This window comes from Halosimplex halophilum (assembly GCF_004698125.1).
GTDB lineage: Archaea > Halobacteriota > Halobacteria > Halobacteriales > Haloarculaceae > Halosimplex > Halosimplex halophilum.
In genome coordinates this window covers 821,724-839,296 of record NZ_ML214297.1, presented here as the reverse complement: position 1 = coordinate 839,296, position 17,573 = coordinate 821,724, and the positions used below count along the sequence as shown (strand labels likewise).

The window sequence follows — 17,573 nt, the reverse complement described above, 5'->3', positions numbered from 1 at the left end:
GGCGACTTCCGACGGCGCGGTCGCTGTCCGTTCGGGTGGTGTCGCCCGGAACACTAACGACCGACATCATCCCAGGCGGCGTGCCGTGGTCAGCCGGGAAACCCTCGTGCCGGGCGGGTGGCGGGTAGCGCCACCGGCTGCCGCACCGGCAGACGCCGCTGCGGCGGGAAACCGTCAGGTTTCCCAGTGTGCCGAGGCGACCGCGACCCCTCGGCCGGTCGGCGCTTGCGGCGCCACTCGGTGTCGCGTGCCCGGGTTCGCCGCGCGGTCATCGCTCCCGTACGGGTGCGCTCGGGCGGGGACTGAAGGCACGCACTCCGAGTAGTCGGCCGGGACGATTAAACGCTCCGCACCGCCGACCGGGACGCCGACGGGAACGACGGGAGACCACAGGACGGCACCGAAACCGGCTCAGAGGATCGTCGGGGAGGCGAGCAGCCCGCCGACGACCAGGAGGGCGGCGGCGACGACCGACGCCGCGAGGAAGAACGGGCGGGCCTCGCGAGCGGGCTCGCGGACCTTCCGCTGGTCGAACCCGTCGGCGAGTTTGCTCGACCCGATTTCGACGAGCGCGGCGAGGCCGAGCCACAGCGCGACCATCGTGAGGACGAGGTGGCCGCGGCCGGTCCCGGTCAGCGACTCGACGGTGTAGCGACCGGTGCCGCCGGCGAGGTGCCCGCCCGAGGCGAGCAGGGCGAGCGCGCTCGCCCGCGAGACCCACCGCAGTTTCTCGACGACGGCCCGGAGCGGTTCGGCGTTGGCGGTGCCGTCCTGCGCGGTGGGCAGGACGCCGAGGGTGACGAAGACGACGCTGCCGGTCCACACCCCGCCGAAGACGAGGTGCAACACGTACATCGCCGTGTCCAGCGCTGACATACGCGTCCCGGAGGACGCGACTCCCTTGAAGCTACCCACTTCCGGCGGTTCGCGGTCCTCGCCGGCGACGGGGGTCTCCCGCCACCGGCTCACGGCGTGTGAGCACGCTTAAGACGCGGCCGGCGTTCCCTTCCGATATGGAACCACGGGACCTCTCCGACCACACCGTCTACCGCGCCGGGAGGGGCATCGAGGAGGTGGCCCGCGACCTCGGGCTCGACCCCGACGACCTCGTGAAGCTCTCCTCCAACGAGAACCCCTTCGGCGCCAGCCCGGAGGCCGTCGAGGCCGTCCGCGAACACGCCGACCGCGTCTCCAGCTACCCCAAGTCGGCCCACACCGACCTCACCGAGAAGGTCGCCGACCGTCACGGCCTGGACCCCGAACAGATCTGGCTGACCCCCAGCGGCGACACGGCGCTGGACAACGTCGCCCGGGCGTTCATCGAGCCCGGCGACCGCGTGCTCGTCCCGAAACCCGGATTCGCCTACTACCCGATGTCGGCCCGCTACCACCACGGCGAGGTCGACGAGTACCGCCTGGAGAAGGCCGAGGACTTCGCACAGACGCCCGAGACGGTCCTCGACGCCTACGACGGCCACCGGATCGTCTACGTCACCTCCCCGCACAACCCGACGGGCTCGGAGATGAGCCTGGCGGACGTGCGGACGGTCGCCGAGGCGACCGACGAGGAGACGCTCGTCGTCTACGACGAGGCGTACGTCCACTTCACGGACTCCCCCACGGGGATCGAGCTCGTCGAGGACCGGGAGGACGTGGCCGTGATCCGCACGTTCTCGAAGGCCTACGGCCTGGCGGGGATGCGCCTGGGCTACGCCGTCGCGCCCGCGGAGTGGGCCGACGCCTACGCCCGCGTGAACACCCCCTTCGGCGTGACCGAGTTGACGTGTCGCGCCGGCCTGGCCGCGCTCGACGACGACGACCACGTCGAGCGGACCGTCGAGACGGCGAAGTGGGCCCGCGAGTACATGCACGAGCGCCTGGAGGCGAAGACCTGGGAGAGCGGCGGCAACTTCGTCCTCGTCGAGGTGGGCGACGCGAGCGCCGTCGCCGACGCCGCCCAGCGCGAGGGGGTCATCGTCCGCGACTGCACCAGTTTCGGCCTGCCCGAGTGCATCCGGATCACCTGCGGGACGGAAGACGAGACCCGCCGGGCAGTCGAGACGATCAACGAGGTCCTCGCGGAGGTGTCGGCGTGACGCCCGCCCGGCGGTCGCCCGCGGACCGGTCCGCGGGAGGGGTCGCCTGATGCGCGTCGCCGTGACCGGCACCCCCGGGACGGGGAAGACGACGGCCGTCGAGCGGCTGGCGGACGCGGACGGGCCCGCCGCCGACCTCGACGCCCTCCACCTCAACGACGTGATCCGCGAGGAGGACTTCGTCGTCGAACACGACGAGGAGCGCGATTCGGCGGTCGCCGACATCGACGCCGTCGCCGACTACCTCGACGGCCGCGACGACGCCCTCTTCGAGTCCCACCTCGCCCACCACTTCGACGCCGACCGCGTGGTCGTCCTGCGCTGTCACCCCGAGGAGCTGGAGCGGCGGCTGACCGAGCGGGGCGAACCGGCGGCGAAGGCCGAGGAGAACGCCGAGTCGGAGGCGCTGGACGTGATCCTCGCCGAGGCCGTCGAGCGCCACGGCGAGGAGGCCGTCTACGAGGTCGACGCGACCGACATGGACCCCGACGAGGTGGCGGCCGCCATCGAGGCAGTCGTCGCCGGCGAGCGCGAGCCCCAGGCCGGTACAGTTTCGTTCGTGGACTATCTATGACCGTATCCGGATGACTCTGGACCGGTTCCGCCCCGCGGTGAAAGGCGCCGTCGCGCCGTCGGTCACGCTCGCGAAGCGCGTCGGCCTGACGCCCAACGGGGTGAGCGTGCTCGCGCTGGCGCTCGCGCTCGTCGGCGGCGCCGCCTTCGCCGTCGCGCCGCGCCGCGACCCCCTCCTCTATCTCGGCGGCGCCGTCGCGGTGGCGCTCAACGGCTGGCTCGACCTCGTCGACGGCGAACTCGCACGCGAGACGGGCACCGGGAGCGACGCCGGCGACCTGCTCGACCACGTCCTCGACCGCTACGCCGACATCGTGATGATCGCCGGGCTCGCGGCCGGCATCGACGCCTACGCCCTCGGCCTGGCCGCCGTCACCGGCGTCCTGATGACCTCCTACCTCGGCACCCAGGCCCAGGCGGTCGGCCTCGACCGCGTCTACGGCGGGCTCGTCGGCCGCGCCGACCGCCTGGCGCTGGTCGTCGCCGTCGGCGCGGTCGCCGCGTTCGTCACGGAACCGCTCTCGGGGCTGACTATCGTGGGGTGGCTGCTCGTCTTCTTCGCCGTCGTCGGCCACTTCACCGCCGTCCAGCGGTTCTACTACGCGATGAAGGCACTCTGAGGGGCCCGCGGTCGCCAGCGAGGCCCGACGATCCCGGTCCGACCCGTCCGCGGCCGCTTCGCCCTCGATCGACTGCGAGAAGACTACGGATTCGTCCCGCTCTGTGGCCGACCACTTTCACGGCCGAAAACGGCCCGTCATTCGCGAGACGGCGCGGCGATCGGGCACGGAATTCCGTCTCCACTTTCACCGCGGAGGTGCGGCTAACGGCTTTTGTACCGGCGTCACTGCTCCCGGATATGACGGCGAGCGAGTACGCGAGCGACGGCCGGACGGGCGACCGTCGGGCGCAGACGGAGCGAGCGGACGACGAGGAAGTGCCGTGGCACCGGCGGCGCTGGACGACGATCGTACTGGAGGAGTGCGGCGGCGGCTGGCGGGCGACCCAGACCGGCGTCGCCGCGGAGGGACACGGCGACACCGCGGCGGACGCCGCCGCGGCGTACTGCCGGCGGATCGCCGGGACCGGCGACCGGCGCGGAGGGAGTGAGGGCAGCGAGCGCGACCCGGTGGAGACGGGAGCAACGGCGTCGAACGGGCGAGGGGGTCGCGATGGCTGACGCGCGGCGGCCGGGTGCGCGAGTGGTCTACCGGTGTCGCGGCTGCGGGTTCGCGTTCGGCGTCGGGAGCCCGGGTGCGGTGCCGTGCCCGCGGTGTGGCTGTATCGGCGACCACGACCGGACGGGGACGACGGCGGGGGCGACGGATGGTGGCCCCTGAGGAGCTGGCGGACCTGCTGGCGGACCCCTACCGGGTGGCCTGCCCGAACGGCCACACGGCGCTGAAACCCGCCGCGACGACGCCCAGCGCCTACTGCCGGAGCTGCCGGGAGTCCTACCACGCCAGCGAGCTGGTCGACCGACGGTCCGAGCCCGACGCCTGCAAACCGTACCGCAACGCGAAAGACTAAGTGTGCGTGGCAATAACATGCAGGTGGAGCCATACGGGGCTCCCGACGTGAACCAGCGTCGTGAACTCCCGGAATATTGGCACCGTGCACGAACGAGCGGGCGAACCGCGACGGGTCCTGGCCACCCCGTCGCACCTCGAGGTTTTTATCGACGCAACTGGGCGAGAGCGGCAGATACCGCGTTCTCGGACGAGTCCGGCGAGTGCGCGCGCAGTGGCGAGTCCGCGACCGCAGACGAACGGATGATCGTGGACGAGTGGGCGACTGCCGACAGCGTGAAAGCCCCCGCTCGCTCCGGTCGAGGGGCTCGCTGCGCTCGTTGCAGTGCTTGCGTCGCCCGTCTTCCCGGAGCGAGCGGCCCCTTTCATTCCCGCCCGCATCGGCTGGTCGGTCAGTCTGTACGGGCGGGAATGAAAGGGGCGACCCGTTCGGCGAACCCGGACGACGCAAGCACCGCAGGGCGAAGCCCGAGGAGCGTGGTTCGAGAGAGCGAAGCTCTCTCGTCATCCCGGAAATCTCCGATTTCCGGAGACAGCGAGGCCCGGGAGCCGAACGGGTCGGAGCTTTCACGCTGTTCGCGGGCACGAGTCGGTGGGCAGTCGTGGCGGGTATCGCCATCTCGGAATCGGTGCCCGTGTCCGCTCCGACCACTCCTGCGAAGACCCACCGGATGACCGTTCGAACCCGTCGGCCAGTAACTCTATTGGGGAGGGCGGAAACGGGAGTGTGTGAACGGACGCTGGGGCGCTCGCGGGCTCTCGGAGAACGTCATCCTCCTGGCGATGGCGCTGGCGGCGGTGTTGCTGGCGATGTCGCTGGTCACGTCCATCTCGGGCGGCCCGGCCGAGCCCGACCGGCCGCGGGCGAGTTTCGTCTTCGAGACCGACGGGACCGACGTGGTCGTCACCCACTACGGCGGCGACCGGCTCAACGGCTCGCACGTCCACGTCGAGTCGGCGACTCGCGGCCGACTCGGCGCATTCGCCGGCACCGACAGCGCCTGCGCGACGCCGGTCGAGAACGTCACCCGCGGCAGCGAGTGCCGGGTCCCCGGTGCGGCCTACGAACCGCTCTACGTCGTGTGGGACGGGTCGGCCGGCGACCGGCTGATCCTCGACCGCCGGCCCGCGGACCCGACGCCCTCGCCCACCCCGACTGCGACGCCGAGTCCCACGCCGACGCCGACGGCCACACCCACGGCGACCCCGACGCCAACGCCGACCTCGACACCGGACATCGGGACGCCGACGGAGGGTACCACAACACCGAACGGGACGGTCACGCCGGGACCGAACAGCACTGCCGGACCGACCGGGACCGCTGCACCGAACGGGACCGCCGCGCCGACTGGAACGGACGACGGTGGGGCGGAGACGCCGTCGGGAACGGCGACAGCTGCCCCGACCGGCGCCGACACCCCGACGGGCGCGGAGACGCTGGCCCCGACGCCCGCGGGCGGATGACCGGCGAGTGTGGCGAGGGGTTCTTGACGCGCGGCGCCAGAAGTCCGACAGAGACGATGCCCGCGAGCGAGCGCGGCGATCCGGTACGCGGGAAGCCGACGGCCGGAGGGCGGCCATGAGCGGCGACCTCGGGAGCCTGGGGGCCGACGCGACGCCCGACCAGGTGGTCTGTCACGTCGACATGGACTGTTTCTACGCGGCCTGCGAGCGACTCCGGGAGCCGGCGCTGGAGGGCCAGCCGCTCGTCGTCGGGATGGGCTACGAGTCCGAGCAGACCCACGGCGCGGTCGCCACCGCCAGCTACGAGGCCCGCGAGTTCGGCGTCGAGAGCGCGATGGCCATCTCCGAGGCGCTCGAACGGCTCCCCCGGAAGGTCGAGGCCGCACGCGACCCGGAACTCGACGTCGAGGAGGCGGGCTTCTACCGGCCGGTCGACCTCGATTTCTACGACGAGGTCGCCGCGGACGTGAAGGCGATCCTCCACGACGCCGCCGACGTGGTCCGGGAGGTCAGCATCGACGAGGCGTATCTCGACGTGACCGACCGGGTCGACTGGGACGAGGTCGAGGCGTTCGCGGCGGAGCTGAGGGAACGCATCGACGAGGAGGTGGGCGTCGCCGCGAGCGTCGGCGTCGCGCCGACGATGAGCGCGGCGAAGATCGCCAGCGACTACGACAAACCCGAGGGGCTGGTCGTCGTCGAACCCGGCGAGGTGCGGGAGTTTCTCGCGCCGCTGGACGTGGCCGAGATCCACAACGTCGGGCCGGTCACCGCCCGCCAGTTGCGCGAGATGGGCATCGAGACCGCGGGCGACCTGGCGGCGGCCGACCCCGAGCGCGTCCGGGAGACGTTCGGCGAGCGCGGACTGGAGGTCCGCCGGTTCGCCCGCGGCGAGGACCCCCGCGAGGTGACGCCCGTCGGCGAGCCGAAGAGCCTCTCGCGGGAGTCGGCGTTCACCGAGCCGACCGACGACACCGAGCGCAAGCGCGAGAAGGTCCGCGCGCTGGCCGCCGACGTGGCCGAGCGCGCGCAGCGCGAGGGCGCGCTGTACCGGACCATCGGGATCAAGGTGGTCACGCCGCCCTACGACGTGAACACGCGCGCCGAGTCGCTACCCGGCCCCGTCGACGATCCCGACCTGCTGGAGTCGACGGCACTCGACCTCCTGGAGGAGTTCGACGACGACCGGGTCCGCAAGCTCGGCGTCCGCGTCTCGAAGCTCGACTTCGCGGAGAGCGACCAGGCTAGCCTCGCCGGATTCGAGGGGTCGAACGGCGGGGACGGCGGAGCGGACGGCTCGGGCGAGCCGGAGTCCTCGGACGGGTCCGGCAGCCGCGACGCTTCGGAGGGATCCGGCAGCCGCGATGTCACGGGCGGGGCCGCCGGCGACGACGCCCACGACGGCCAGCGCTCGCTGCGGGACTACGAGTAGCGCGGGGCCGATACCGGGGATTGTTATCGGAGAGCGTCCAACGGGCGAGCCATGCGACTGGCACGACTGCAGACCCCGGAGGGCGTCGTCAGCGGGCGCTACGAGGACGGGACCGTCGTCGCCGAGGACGGCGAGTACGTCGTCGGCCGCGACGGCGAGTTGACCTACCCGTGTTCGCCGTCGGCGCTGTACTGCGTCGGCCGCAACTACGCCGAGACGCTCGACCAGATGGACTACGAGCGCCCCGAGGAACCGGACTTCTTCATCAAACCCCCCGCTTCGCTCGTGGGGCCCGACGACCCCGTCTACTACCCCGAGTGGACCGACGAACTCACCTACGCCGGCGAACTCGTCGCCGTCATCGACGAGCGGTGCCGTGACGTGAGCCCCGAGGAAGTGCCCGAGGTCGTCCGCGGGTACACGATCCTCGACGACGTGGACGCGCTCGACCAGCAGGGTCGCACCGCCCGGAAGGCGTTCGACACCTCGGCGCCGCTGGGGCCGTGGATCGAGACGGACGTGGACCCGACCGGCCTGGACATCGAGACAACCGTGGGCGGCGAGGTCCGGCAGGACGCCAGCACCGAGCTGATGCTGTTCGACCCCTACGAGGTCGTCTCCTACCTCTCGCGGCGGTTCACGTTCCGGCCCGGGGACTGCGTCGCGTTCGGGAGCCCGGCGAACCCGGGAACGGTCGAACCGGGCGAGACCGTCGAGATCACCTACGAGGGCGTCGGGACGCTGCGGAACGAGGTCGTCGAGGCGGAGTGACCGGCGGGCGGTGGTGCGCGAGACTGTCCAGCATGGACACCGGCCCGGTCAGGACCGCCTTCCGCGACCGTCGGGATAAAGGCGTTCGACGGGGTACGGACGGCCAGTGAACAGCAACGACAGGGCGATCACGGCGCTCGCGTCGCTGGCCCACGGCGCGGTCCACACCTACGAGATGACGGTCCCGCTGTTCGTCGTCGTCTGGCTGACCGAGTTCGACGCGATCCCGCTCGGCGTCGCGAGCGTCGACGTGACGACGGCGACCGTCGGCGTGGTCGTCACGCTGGGCTACGGCCTGTTCGGTCTCGGCGCGCTCCCCGGCGGGGTCCTCGTCGACCGCGTGGGCTCGCGGCGGCTCATCAGCGCCTGCCTGCTCGGGATGGGCCTCTCGTACGTCCTGCTCGGCCTCGCACCGAACATGCTCGTCGTCGCCGCGGCGCTGGTGCTGTGGGGGATCGCGGCCAGCGTCTACCACCCCGCGGGCCTCTCGCTCATCAGCAAGGGCGTCGAGGAGCGCGGTACCGGTCTCGCGTACCACGGTATCGCCGGTAACCTCGGCATCGGGCTCGGCCCGCTGGCCGCCACGGTCATGCTGCTGTTCGTCGAGTGGCGCACCGTCGCGCTCGTCCTCGGGGCACCGGCCGTCCTCGCCGCCGCCTACGCCGCCCGCGCGGACTTCGACGAGACCGCCGCCGTCGCGGAGAGCGAGGCCGCCGCGGACGGCGGATCCAAGGCCACCAGCGGCGTCGACGACCTCGGCGAGTTCCTCGCGGAGTCGCGCCGCCTGCTCGCCGGCGGGTTCGTCCTCGTGTTCGTCGTCGTGATGTGCTCGGGGCTGTACTACCGCGGCGTCCTCACCTTCCTGCCGGAACTGCTCCGGGGCCTGCCGGGCTTCGACCCGATCCCGGCTGACGCGCTCGTCCCCGAGTCCGTCAGGTCCGCCCTCGGCGTCGAGTCGGGCGCGGGCCGGCGGATCGAGCCCCAGCGGTACTTCTACTCCGGGCTCCTCCTCGTCGGTGTCGTCGGCCAGTACGCCGGCGGGAAGCTCACGGACCGGATCCCCGTCGAGTACGGGCTCGCGGGGTCGTTCGGCGTGCTCGCGGTCCTGGCGGTCCTGTTCGTCCCGGTCTCCGAGGCGGGACTCGGCCCGCTGATGGTGCTGGGCGCGCTGCTCGGTGCCTTCCTGTTCGTCGTCCAGCCGATGTACCAGGCGACCGTCGCCGAGTACACGCCGTCTGGGACCCGCGGGCTCTCCTACGGGTTCACCTACCTCGGCGTGTTCGGCGTCGGCGCCCTCGGCGGCACCATCGCCGGCGGCATCCTCGCCGTCGCGGACGCGACCGTCTTGTTCCTCACGCTGGCCGGCATCGCCGCCGTCGGGTCGCTGATCGGGCTCGTGCTGGCCCACCGAGCCGACTGACCGGCCGGTCGCTCGGGCCGACGGCCCCTCGCCCGTCAACAGAAGTTCTGCGTGGCGACCACCTGCGTCTTGCCGTTCTCGGGGTCGAGGACGACGCCGACGCCCTCCCGGTTCCAGTAGGGCCGCAGGAGGTTCTCGCGGTGCCCGGGGGAGTTCATCCACCCCTCGACGATACCGCGGGCGATCCGCGTCTCGTTGCCGTCGTAGCTCACGACGCCGTCCTCGGTCTCGACGGGCGTGTACGCGTAGGTGTACGCGAGGTTCTCGCCGCCGGTCACGTACCGCTGGCCCCCGGTGTCGACCCGGCAGTCGTAGCCGAACCGGTCGTAGCGGTCGAGCAGCGTCTGCCCGTCGGGGCCGGTGTGGGCGAAGAACTCCTCGGTCGCCATCCGGCGGCTGTAGTAGGTGGCGATCTCGGCCAGCTCCGCGTCGTAGGCCAGCGCCGGGAGGTCCCGATCGCGGCGGATCTCGTTGACCCGGTCGTGGATCGCCCGCTCGATCAGCGTCGTGTTGATCTCGCCGGACGCGTCCGAGTCGGGGCTGTCGGCGGGGGACGACCCCGCGTCGTCGGTCAGCGCGACCGGCTCGGCACCGCCGACGACCGTCCCGTCCGACCCGGTCGCGGGCGCGTCCGCGGGCCGGTCGTCGGTCGGTGACGCGGTGGCGTTCGGCGCCTCGACCGCGGCGCCCGGTTCCCCGCCGAGCGCGACCACTCCCAGGCCGACCGCGGCTGCGACGCCCAGGAGGACGACGACCGCGACGGCGACGGTCCGACCGGCGAGCGCGGCGGTACCCGGGGCGCGGACGGGGCCGCTCCGCTCGAAGTGGTCCATCGAACGGGGGTAGTCGATTCGGGCGGAAAGGACCGTGGCCGACACTCGCCGGCCGGTCGACGCTGGCCCGTCCAGCTCGTCAGTCGACGCCGTTCTCCAGATTTTCGAGGAGTTTGCCGACGAACAGCCCCATCCGCGGGGACAGCTCGTCGTTCTCGGGGGTCTCCACGGGGTGGGCGGCCATCGTCTCGACGAACCGCTCGCCGAAGGTCATGGTGTGCATCATGTCGACCACGTCGACCGTCAGCCCGGCGTCGGAGGTGTCCATCTCGGGGTGGCGCTCGCGCTCGGCGGGGGAGTAGCTGATCGTCCACGACGGGCCGCCCACGGCGTCGATCACCGCGTCGAGCGGGCCGATCTCCAGCGGCCCGTCGGGCGCGCCGACGTAGACGGTCCCCTCCTCGACGTGGGTCTCGTAGCGCGTCACCGTCCCATCCACTCCATCGGTCGCGACCACTCTACCCCCGATTCGGGCTCCGCTGGTAAATGTATTGACCATCGAACCGACGGTGCTGTTCGGGACCTCGTCGACTCGACCGCACTCGACAGCAAGCGACGAAAGCCCTCGACGCGCTCGCTAGCTGGAGTCGCTACCGCACTCGACTCGATCGCAGTCGACAGCAAGCGCTGAAAGCCCTCGGCGCGCTCGCGGTCGCTGAGCGACATACCCTCGCGGCCTGCGGCCGCTTCGGGTAGGGGTCGCTCAGGCGACTGCATAAACGCGAGCGCGCCTCGCCCGTTCAGTCCACCAGGCACAGCACCTCGACCGCACGACACCGCAACCGCACAGCGACCGCACAGCACCGCAGACGGCCACGAACCTCCCCAGCCGATTGCGCTTCTCGCAGGCCGCGATGCTCATCCACCGTCAGAGCACGCGCTGACGAGCCTTCGCTCGCAGGCTCGCGAAGACCTCGCGCGATGCTGTCGCGAGACGGGACTCGCGACAGCGCACGCCGACCGCACCGCTGATTTCCCCCACCTCGCAGAACACTCCCGTCGCCCGGAGTCGACACGGGCGCCGACCCACCGGCGGCCTCAGACGGGGATCCGGTCGACGACCGTCTCGCCGTCGATCACGAGGTTGACGGCGTCCTCGTCGTCGTTCCAGAGGACGAGGGCGTTCTCGACGGAGAGCACGTCGCCGTACTCGGCGGTCAGGAGGTCCCGGTTGAGCGTCGACTCGTCGGTGAGCACGGCGAAGTGGTCGACCTGCTGGCTGCCATCGCCGACGCGGAAGAGGGGATGGCCGTCGTCGGAGAGGTCCCGGCTGAGCTTCGCGAAGTAGACGTTCGCCCGCTCGGTGATCAGGTCGTCGGTGTCGGCCAGCCTGGCGACCCGGGCGTCGTCCGGCGTGAAGTCGACGCGCCGCCGACCGTCCGTCCGGAGGTAGGTGTAGGCGTACTGCACGTCGGCGTTCTCGAACTCGCCGTCCCGACGTTCGGGGCCGTCGAGCCCGGACTCGCCGGGGGCGCCGTCGTCGAGTCGGCGCTGGAAGACGGGCACCTCGATGTCGGGCTGCACCTCGAACGACCAGCAGTCGTCGTCGGGGGTCTCGCCCGGCCAGAGCCGGACATCGGGCCCGTAGACGGTGAGCGGCCCGCGGTCGGCGACGGCCCGCTCGACCTCCCGGAGGCCGATGGCCGTGTTGCGGTCCGCCGGCGCCAGCCCGACGATGGTCCCGCCGTCGGCGAGCGCGTCGGCGTAGCGGCGGACGACCGCTTCGGGGTCGTCCAGTTCGCTGAGTACGTTCGAGAAGAGGATCAGGTCGAAGCCGGCGTCGCCGTCGTCGGAGTCGCCGTCGCCAGAGCTGTCCGAGTCGGTTACGCCGGCGACCCCGTCGGGCTCGAACGCCTCGGCCGTCTCGCGGTGAACCGTGTGGTGGAAGTTCCGGCCGGTCTCGTCGAGCAGCGCCGCCAGCACGTCGGCGGCGTCGCTCGGTTCGACGGCGTGGTAGTCGACGAGCGCGTCGTCCGGCACGAGGTCGTGCAGGCCGAGCGCCGGCCCGCCGACGCCGGCGCCCACGTCGAGGACGCGGAGGCGCTTCGGGACCAGTCCCTCGCGGGCGAGGTCCGCGAGGACGTACTGGGCGACGGCGTAGTAGTCGGGGAGGTGATAGAGCGCGTACGCCAGCGCCGTCTCGGCGTCGTACTCGACGGCGCGCTGGTTGTAGTAGTCGTCCTTGAACGAGCGGATCCGCTCGCGCAGGCGGTCGCCCGAGTCGCCGTCGGGCCACCCCGGGCCGTACTCGGCCACGAGCCGGTCCTCCAGCACGCGCCCGTACTCGACCGGGAACGCCTCGACGCCGTGGAACGAGACGGACAGCGGTTCCGCCTCGACGGGTTCGAAAGTGCCGTCCTCGCGCTCGACGAGTCCCAGGTCGACCGCGGACTCGCGGAGCACCTGCGCGACGGCGGCCGGGTGAGGCTGGCCGTCGACGTACTCGTAGATCTCCTCCGGGTCGACCGGCCTGACCTGCCGGAGGTACTTCGCGTTCGAGCGGACCTGTTCGCGCTGGTCCGCGTTCATAATCTCTCCCCGTCCGCGCCATCGCTTCTGTCCCCGTCTGCGCTCCCGCCCTCGCCCGCGCTCGGCGGCAGTGCCGTCCCCGCGTCGCGGTACAGTTCCTCGAACGTCTCCCGGTCGGCCTCGGCCACCTCCCGGGCGGCGTCGGCGACGCTCTCCGCGCCGTCGAAGGCCTCCTGGATGTCGGCGTAGACGCCGGGGTCGTTGCCGGTGACGGTCCCGAGCACGTCGAACAGCGCCTCGGAGACCGGGGTCTCGAACTCGTCGGCCACGGGTTCGGCGGCGAGGCCGAAGGCGAGGACCGCCGCGTGGGCGCGCGCCTGAACGGTCTCCATCGCCCGGTCGTGCTCCCGGGCGGTGGTCTCGAAACAGTGGTTGCCGGCGTCGGCCAGCGCCGCGCGGATCTCGTCGGTCACGGGGCCGGGCGCGTCGGCGACGACGGCGACGTTGCCGGGCGCCCTGGCCGCGGCGAACAGCGGGTGGAAGCTCACCCGTTCGAGGTCCGGGCCGGCCGCCGCCATCGCGTCGACGGCGGGGCCCATCACGCCGGCCACGTCGACCAGCGCCCGGTCGGCCCGGTCGGCGTACCCCGGGACGACGGCGTCGAGCGCCGGGATCGGCACCGCGAAACAGACCACGTCGAACGCCTCGTCGGTGTCCGTCGGGACGGCCCGGGCGGACACCCCGTCGCCCGACTCGTCGAGGGCGTCGGCGGCCTCGCGGGCGGCGCTCGGGTCGGTGTCGGTGAACGCGACCGCCGGCGGGTCGGGGGTCCCGGCGGCGACCGTCCGGGCGAACCACCGCCCCATCTCGCCGGCGCCGACCACGAGCAGGTTCATGCGCCCGGCTACTGTGGCCCGTCTCAAAAGCCGTTCGGAACGGCCACTCGCGACCGGGCCGTGCCAACACATCCCATTCTGAAAACGCTTATCAGTCCGCCCGCAGATATCCGGACCATGAGACGCGTCCGCTTTCGCGATTCTGCCGGCAACGTCCGCGGCGGTCGGTGGACCGTCAGGGACGGGGAGGAGGTGGTCACCGCCGCCGCGGGCCCGTACGGGCGCATCGCCTTCGGCGACGAGACGTTCGACCCCGAAGAGGTGGACGTGCTCGCCCCCTGCGAACCGACCAAGATCGTCTGCGTCGGCCGCAACTACGCCGACCACGCCGACGAGCGCGACGAGGAGATCCCCGACCGCCCGCTGCTCTTTCTCAAGACGCCCAACACCGTCGCCACCCACAACAGCACCGTCACGCTCCCCGCCGGCAAGGAGCGGATCGAACACGAGGCGGAACTCGGCGTCGTCATCGGCGAGCGCTGTCGCAACGTCGACGCCGTCAACGCCGAGGACGTGATCGCCGGCTACACGCCGTTCAACGACCTCTCGAATCGCGACGACCAGGACCGCGAGCAGAACTGGGTCCGCGGCAAGGCCTTCGACGGCGCCGCCCCGATGGGCCCGGTCATCGCCACGCCCGAACACCTCGCCGACGACGCCACCGTCGAGGCCCGCGTCAACGGCGAGGTCCGCCAGTCCGAATCGATCGACAAGATGATCTTCTCCATCCCCGAGCTCATCGAGGAGATCACGACCTACATGACTCTCGAACCGGGCGACGTGATCGCCACCGGCACCCCCGAGGGCGTCGGCCCCCTCTCCGACGGCGACGAAGTCGAGATCGAGATCGACGACGTGGGGACGCTGCGACACTCCGTGCGGTTCCCGGACGCGTGACCCCGCCGGATCGAACGACGACGCTGCTGTGCGTCTGCCTGCTCCTCTCTGCGCTCGTCGCCGCCTATCCGTTCGGTATCGACGCGGAGCGAAGAGCTCTCGACGCCGAGGAAGCGTATCTCTCAGCGGGATTCGAGAACGCCCCCTGCGTCGAGAGCTGGGAGGTCTACAGTCCGGTCGTCGAGGAGGAGAGTTCGGTCGTCAACCAGACTGCCCACGAGGTCTACGTGGAAGTCAAGCATCCGTATTCGTACGGGACCGAGAGCGACGAGGTCGACGGCGCCTCGGAGGCCGTCTACCGCGTCACCGCCGAGAGCGAGACGCGGGTGAGCGGTGACGAGGTCGTACCCTGCTAAACTCGCCGAGAACGGTCCGACCGCGAGCCTACACTTCGTACTCGTCCTGTCGCAACTGCACGTACTTCCCGTTGCCGAAGCCGCGCTTGGTCCACCTGTAGTCGGCGACGAGCTTCAGCGCCGTCGTCCCCGACTTCAGCGCGCCGGCCCAGTCGTAGCCGCCCCGGTTTTTCATCGCCCGGGTCGCGGCGAAGACGCGGTCCCAGTCGGCCGGCTCCCAGCCGCGGACGACCTCGGCGAAGGTGACGTTCCGGAGGACCTCCTCGCCGATCGCCTGCTTCCAGCGGCCGTTGTACCGCAACAGCTGGTCGTTGGCGGCGAGTTCGCCGGCGATCTTGCCCGTGCGGACGGCCACGTGGTCGCCGCCCTCGTGGAACGCCGACGTGGTGCCCATCGCGCCGCCGACGACCGCGATGCCCGCGCTCGTGGGCGAGTCGATCGGCCGCGTCGAGGAGATGGGGTAGGCCTCGGTGCCGCGCTGTTTGCCCCTGTCTTCGACCAGCGGGAAGTCGTCGAGGTCGTAGCCCGGATACTCCCGTTCGAGTAGCCGCCGGAGGTAGACCGCGCCCGAAGGAATCTGTTCGTCGTCCGGTTCGAGGAGGGCGTACGATTCGGGATCCGCCACGTCGTCCAGGTCCATCCCGATCGGCATCGTCAGGCCGACGCGGGCGACGTTGTCGTCGTTCGGGAAGATCCACGGGTAGGCGGTGTGGCCCGGGATGACGCCCCACCAGAACTTGATGTGGGCGGGGTCGAACAGCTCCTCGGGGATCCGTCGGTGCTCCTGGTAGGCGATGTGGTTGGCCTGGTCCGGCGAGAGGTACTCCGAGACGCTCCGGTCGCCGGGGAGGAACTGGTCGAGAACGCCCGTCGTGACCGTCCGCTGGGGGCCGTCCGCGAGGATGAGGTAGTCGGCCCCGATCTGCTCGCCGTCCGCGAGTTCAAGGGTGTGGCGGGGGTCGCCCGACAGGTCGGTCTCGACGGCGCTGACGCTCGTGCCGACGCGGTACCGGCCGCCCGCTTCCTCGGCGCGGTCGCGCAGCCAGTCGTCGAACTTCGCGCGGTGGAAGGCGAACCCGAAGTGGTCGTACGAGGCGTCGATCCCGGTCGATTCCAGCGTCACGGACTCGGAGGGGCCGATGAACTCGGCGCCGTCGAGGACGCTCAGGATCACGTCGTCGGGGATCTCCTCGGCCGGAACGTCCATGATCTCCAGCCAGTAGTCGAGCATCCCGGCGGCGTCCGTCGAGTCGGGGCCGAGGCGGTCGCGGTCCGCCCGCGGGACGCCCTTCTCGACGACGACGGCGTCGGCCCCCTCGTCGGCGGCCGCCCACGCCGCCGCGGTGCCGGCCGGGCCGCCGCCGACGATCGCAACGTCTGCGCGGTCCATACGCCTACCCCTGCCTCGCCGGAGTATAAATCCCCCTGGGTTCGGGCCGGCCCCAGCCGGTCGCGGGTGGTCACACGCGGGCGGATCGCGGGAAAGGCCAGCCATATGGGGCCGCCCGTCCAACCGCCGTCGATGCCAGACCTGATGGACACGTTTCTGGAGAACCGCTGGATGGTCCAGCCCAACCACGCCAACTCCCTGGGGACCACCCACGGCGGGAACGTGCTCAAGTGGATGGACGAGGTGGGTGCGATGGCCGCCATGCGCTTCGCCGGCCGCGACTGCGTCACCGCCCGGATGGACCAGGTCGACTTCAAACAGCCCATCCCCGTCGGCGAGACGGCCCTCGTCGAGGCCTACGTCTACGAGACCGGCCGCTCCAGCGTCCGCGTCCGCCTGCGCGTCTTCCGCGAGAACCCCCGCTCGGGCGAGCGCGAACTCACCACCGAATCCTTCTCCGTCTACGTCGCCATCGACGACGACCGCGAGCCCGTCGAAGTGCCCGACCTCACCGTCGCCACCGACGAGGGCCGGCGACTCCGGGAGGAGGCGCTCAACGGCGACAACAAGGACAGCACGGCCTGAGTCGCCCCGGTTGCGACGGTCTACCGACGACGGCGCCCGGGTGGCGTCGACGACTGCAGGTCGACCCGATCCGCCGATGCACGTGGACTTATCCGCCGGCCCCGCCTATCCCGGAGCATGACTCTCGACGTCGACCCGCCGGACCCGCCGGAACTGGAGACCATCGACCCCAACGAGTACGAGGACGCGCAGGTGGTCGACGACACCGACTACCGCCGCGACGAGATCGAGGAGTACCTCCGCGAGGGCGCCTGGGAGCGGGCCTTCGAGAACTGGGCCGCCGACGCGTCGATGAGCGCCGGGGACTATCAGATCGTCGCCGACCTGGACCTGTTCGAGCGGTTCGACTTCTTCTGGGACTCCTACGCCGAGCGGGTCGGCTACCACGCCCCCGGGCTCCCGGAGGACTGGAAGCAGATGGACATCCACCCGGACCTGGACTCGTGGGGGACCGTCTCGGCCATCAACGCCGGGCTGACCGAACTCGGCCAGGAGGTCTGCGACGTGCTCAAGGACGACTACATCGAGTGGGAGACCGAGTACGAGGCCCCCGACGACCTCCCCGACTTCGAGGAGTAGCTCACAGCGCGCCCGGTCCGCCCCGTCCGTCCGGTTTCACTCCCGCGGGACCGCGACGTTCCTCATCCGGCCGCCACACTCCGGGCAGGCGCCGACGGTCCCGTCGGTCGTCACCCTGTGCAGACACTCGACGCACTCGTATCGGGACTTCTCCGCTGTGTACGGATCCTCACTGAACATACGAAATATGTGAACGCTCGTCACGAAAAGCGTTCCTGGAAGGAACTTCTAGGAGTATAATTCCGTTTCAGGGTCGCATCCGTCCAGTCACGTATCGCAGTCG

General features: G+C 71.2%; 20 protein-coding genes. 13 read left to right on the top strand and 7 right to left on the bottom strand.

Features of this window, described 5'->3' with window-relative positions:
- Positions 1–411 precede the first annotated feature (411 nt).
- Positions 412–876, bottom strand: coding sequence for a transporter (locus E3328_RS04130; RefSeq protein ID WP_135363347.1), 465 nt, complete (start codon positions 874–876; stop codon positions 412–414).
- 137 nt (positions 877–1,013) lie between these two features.
- Between E3328_RS04130 and hisC the strand changes: the two genes are divergently transcribed.
- The 9 genes from hisC (at position 1,014) to E3328_RS04085 (ending at position 9,285) form a co-directional block, all read left to right on the top strand.
- On the top strand, positions 1,014–2,096 hold the full coding sequence (gene hisC, locus E3328_RS04125; RefSeq protein WP_135363346.1) for a histidinol-phosphate transaminase: 1,083 nt from the start codon (positions 1,014–1,016) through the stop codon (positions 2,094–2,096).
- A 49-nt stretch (positions 2,097–2,145) separates the two neighbouring features.
- Complete coding sequence (locus tag E3328_RS04120; protein ID WP_135363345.1) at positions 2,146–2,670, top strand: adenylate kinase family protein; 525 nt, start codon at positions 2,146–2,148, stop codon at positions 2,668–2,670.
- A gap of 10 nt (positions 2,671–2,680) precedes the next feature.
- Positions 2,681–3,289 (top strand): CDP-alcohol phosphatidyltransferase family protein, encoded by a 609-nt coding sequence (locus tag E3328_RS04115; protein ID WP_135363344.1) that lies wholly within the window; start codon positions 2,681–2,683, stop codon positions 3,287–3,289.
- A 239-nt stretch (positions 3,290–3,528) separates the two neighbouring features.
- Positions 3,529–3,849, top strand: a complete 321-nt coding sequence (locus E3328_RS04110; protein ID WP_135363343.1) for a hypothetical protein — start codon at positions 3,529–3,531, stop codon at positions 3,847–3,849.
- A gap of 146 nt (positions 3,850–3,995) precedes the next feature.
- Positions 3,996–4,199, top strand: a complete 204-nt coding sequence (locus E3328_RS04105; RefSeq protein ID WP_135363342.1) for a hypothetical protein — start codon at positions 3,996–3,998, stop codon at positions 4,197–4,199.
- A 728-nt stretch (positions 4,200–4,927) separates the two neighbouring features.
- On the top strand, positions 4,928–5,662 hold the full coding sequence (locus tag E3328_RS04100) for a hypothetical protein (protein ID WP_135363341.1): 735 nt from the start codon (positions 4,928–4,930) through the stop codon (positions 5,660–5,662).
- 115 nt (positions 5,663–5,777) lie between these two features.
- On the top strand, positions 5,778–7,094 hold the full coding sequence (gene dinB / locus E3328_RS04095) for a DNA polymerase IV (protein ID WP_135363340.1): 1,317 nt from the start codon (positions 5,778–5,780) through the stop codon (positions 7,092–7,094).
- 51 nt (positions 7,095–7,145) lie between these two features.
- On the top strand, positions 7,146–7,865 hold the full coding sequence (locus E3328_RS04090) for a fumarylacetoacetate hydrolase family protein (protein WP_135363339.1): 720 nt from the start codon (positions 7,146–7,148) through the stop codon (positions 7,863–7,865).
- Between the two features lie 106 nt (positions 7,866–7,971).
- On the top strand, positions 7,972–9,285 hold the full coding sequence (locus E3328_RS04085; RefSeq protein ID WP_135363338.1) for an MFS transporter: 1,314 nt from the start codon (positions 7,972–7,974) through the stop codon (positions 9,283–9,285).
- A 35-nt stretch (positions 9,286–9,320) separates the two neighbouring features.
- Here E3328_RS04085 and E3328_RS04080 read toward each other — a convergent pair whose 3' ends face one another.
- From E3328_RS04080 to E3328_RS04065, 4 genes are all read right to left on the bottom strand, one after another.
- Positions 9,321–10,118, bottom strand: a complete 798-nt coding sequence (locus E3328_RS04080) for a CAP domain-containing protein (RefSeq protein WP_135363337.1) — start codon at positions 10,116–10,118, stop codon at positions 9,321–9,323.
- Between the two features lie 79 nt (positions 10,119–10,197).
- Complete coding sequence (locus E3328_RS04075) at positions 10,198–10,545, bottom strand: hypothetical protein (RefSeq protein WP_135364667.1); 348 nt, start codon at positions 10,543–10,545, stop codon at positions 10,198–10,200.
- A gap of 611 nt (positions 10,546–11,156) precedes the next feature.
- Complete coding sequence (locus E3328_RS04070) at positions 11,157–12,647, bottom strand: small ribosomal subunit Rsm22 family protein (RefSeq protein ID WP_135363336.1); 1,491 nt, start codon at positions 12,645–12,647, stop codon at positions 11,157–11,159.
- Positions 12,644–13,483: a prephenate dehydrogenase gene (locus E3328_RS04065; protein ID WP_135363335.1), complete on the bottom strand. Its 840-nt coding sequence runs from the start codon at positions 13,481–13,483 to the stop codon at positions 12,644–12,646. Before E3328_RS04065 ends, E3328_RS04070 begins: the two co-directional genes overlap by 4 nt.
- Positions 13,484–13,600: 117 nt before the next feature.
- Here E3328_RS04065 and E3328_RS04060 point away from each other — a divergent pair, with 117 nt between their 5' ends.
- Both E3328_RS04060 and E3328_RS04055 read left to right on the top strand, forming a co-directional pair.
- Positions 13,601–14,380 carry a fumarylacetoacetate hydrolase family protein gene (locus E3328_RS04060; protein WP_135363334.1) on the top strand — a complete coding sequence of 260 codons (780 nt, stop codon included), beginning with the start codon at positions 13,601–13,603 and terminating at the stop codon, positions 14,378–14,380.
- Positions 14,377–14,736 (top strand): hypothetical protein, encoded by a 360-nt coding sequence (locus tag E3328_RS04055; protein ID WP_135363333.1) that lies wholly within the window; start codon positions 14,377–14,379, stop codon positions 14,734–14,736. Before E3328_RS04060 ends, E3328_RS04055 begins: the two co-directional genes overlap by 4 nt.
- 28 nt (positions 14,737–14,764) lie before the next feature.
- On the opposite strand, the gene E3328_RS04050 is transcribed toward E3328_RS04055, so the two are convergent.
- Positions 14,765–16,126: an NAD(P)/FAD-dependent oxidoreductase gene (locus E3328_RS04050; protein WP_135363332.1), complete on the bottom strand. Its 1,362-nt coding sequence runs from the start codon at positions 16,124–16,126 to the stop codon at positions 14,765–14,767.
- A 132-nt stretch (positions 16,127–16,258) separates the two neighbouring features.
- Here E3328_RS04050 and E3328_RS04045 point away from each other — a divergent pair, with 132 nt between their 5' ends.
- Both E3328_RS04045 and E3328_RS04040 read left to right on the top strand, forming a co-directional pair.
- Positions 16,259–16,711: an acyl-CoA thioesterase gene (locus tag E3328_RS04045; RefSeq protein WP_135363331.1), complete on the top strand. Its 453-nt coding sequence runs from the start codon at positions 16,259–16,261 to the stop codon at positions 16,709–16,711.
- Positions 16,712–16,828: 117 nt separating this feature from the next.
- Complete coding sequence (locus E3328_RS04040) at positions 16,829–17,290, top strand: DUF7992 family protein (protein WP_135363330.1); 462 nt, start codon at positions 16,829–16,831, stop codon at positions 17,288–17,290.
- Positions 17,291–17,326: 36 nt separating this feature from the next.
- Here the strand turns inward: E3328_RS04040 and E3328_RS04035 are convergent, their stop codons facing one another.
- Positions 17,327–17,470, bottom strand: a complete 144-nt coding sequence (locus E3328_RS04035) for a rubrerythrin-like domain-containing protein (protein WP_135363329.1) — start codon at positions 17,468–17,470, stop codon at positions 17,327–17,329.
- Positions 17,471–17,573: the final 103 nt, after the last annotated feature.

Excerpts from the sequence above, each read along its gene's own strand:
- E3328_RS04120 (WP_135363345.1), top strand. The coding sequence starts at position 2,146 with ATGCGCGTCGCCGTGACCGGCACCCCCGGGACGGGGAAGACGACGGCC.
- E3328_RS04130 (WP_135363347.1), bottom strand. The coding sequence starts at position 876 with ATGTCAGCGCTGGACACGGCGATGTACGTGTTGCACCTCGTCTTCGGC.
- E3328_RS04045 (WP_135363331.1), top strand. The coding sequence starts at position 16,259 with ATGCCAGACCTGATGGACACGTTTCTGGAGAACCGCTGGATGGTCCAG.
- E3328_RS04040 (WP_135363330.1), top strand. The coding sequence starts at position 16,829 with ATGACTCTCGACGTCGACCCGCCGGACCCGCCGGAACTGGAGACCATC.
- dinB (WP_135363340.1), top strand. The coding sequence starts at position 5,778 with ATGAGCGGCGACCTCGGGAGCCTGGGGGCCGACGCGACGCCCGACCAG.
- E3328_RS04065 (WP_135363335.1), bottom strand. The coding sequence starts at position 13,483 with ATGAACCTGCTCGTGGTCGGCGCCGGCGAGATGGGGCGGTGGTTCGCC.
- E3328_RS04080 (WP_135363337.1), bottom strand. The coding sequence starts at position 10,118 with ATGGACCACTTCGAGCGGAGCGGCCCCGTCCGCGCCCCGGGTACCGCC.
- E3328_RS04115 (WP_135363344.1), top strand. The coding sequence starts at position 2,681 with ATGACTCTGGACCGGTTCCGCCCCGCGGTGAAAGGCGCCGTCGCGCCG.
- E3328_RS04035 (WP_135363329.1), bottom strand. The coding sequence starts at position 17,470 with ATGTTCAGTGAGGATCCGTACACAGCGGAGAAGTCCCGATACGAGTGC.
- E3328_RS04050 (WP_135363332.1), bottom strand. The coding sequence starts at position 16,126 with ATGGACCGCGCAGACGTTGCGATCGTCGGCGGCGGCCCGGCCGGCACC.
- hisC (WP_135363346.1), top strand. The coding sequence starts at position 1,014 with ATGGAACCACGGGACCTCTCCGACCACACCGTCTACCGCGCCGGGAGG.
- E3328_RS04070 (WP_135363336.1), bottom strand. The coding sequence starts at position 12,647 with ATGAACGCGGACCAGCGCGAACAGGTCCGCTCGAACGCGAAGTACCTC.
- E3328_RS04105 (WP_135363342.1), top strand. The coding sequence starts at position 3,996 with ATGGTGGCCCCTGAGGAGCTGGCGGACCTGCTGGCGGACCCCTACCGG.
- E3328_RS04110 (WP_135363343.1), top strand. The coding sequence starts at position 3,529 with ATGACGGCGAGCGAGTACGCGAGCGACGGCCGGACGGGCGACCGTCGG.
- E3328_RS04060 (WP_135363334.1), top strand. The coding sequence starts at position 13,601 with ATGAGACGCGTCCGCTTTCGCGATTCTGCCGGCAACGTCCGCGGCGGT.
- E3328_RS04090 (WP_135363339.1), top strand. The coding sequence starts at position 7,146 with ATGCGACTGGCACGACTGCAGACCCCGGAGGGCGTCGTCAGCGGGCGC.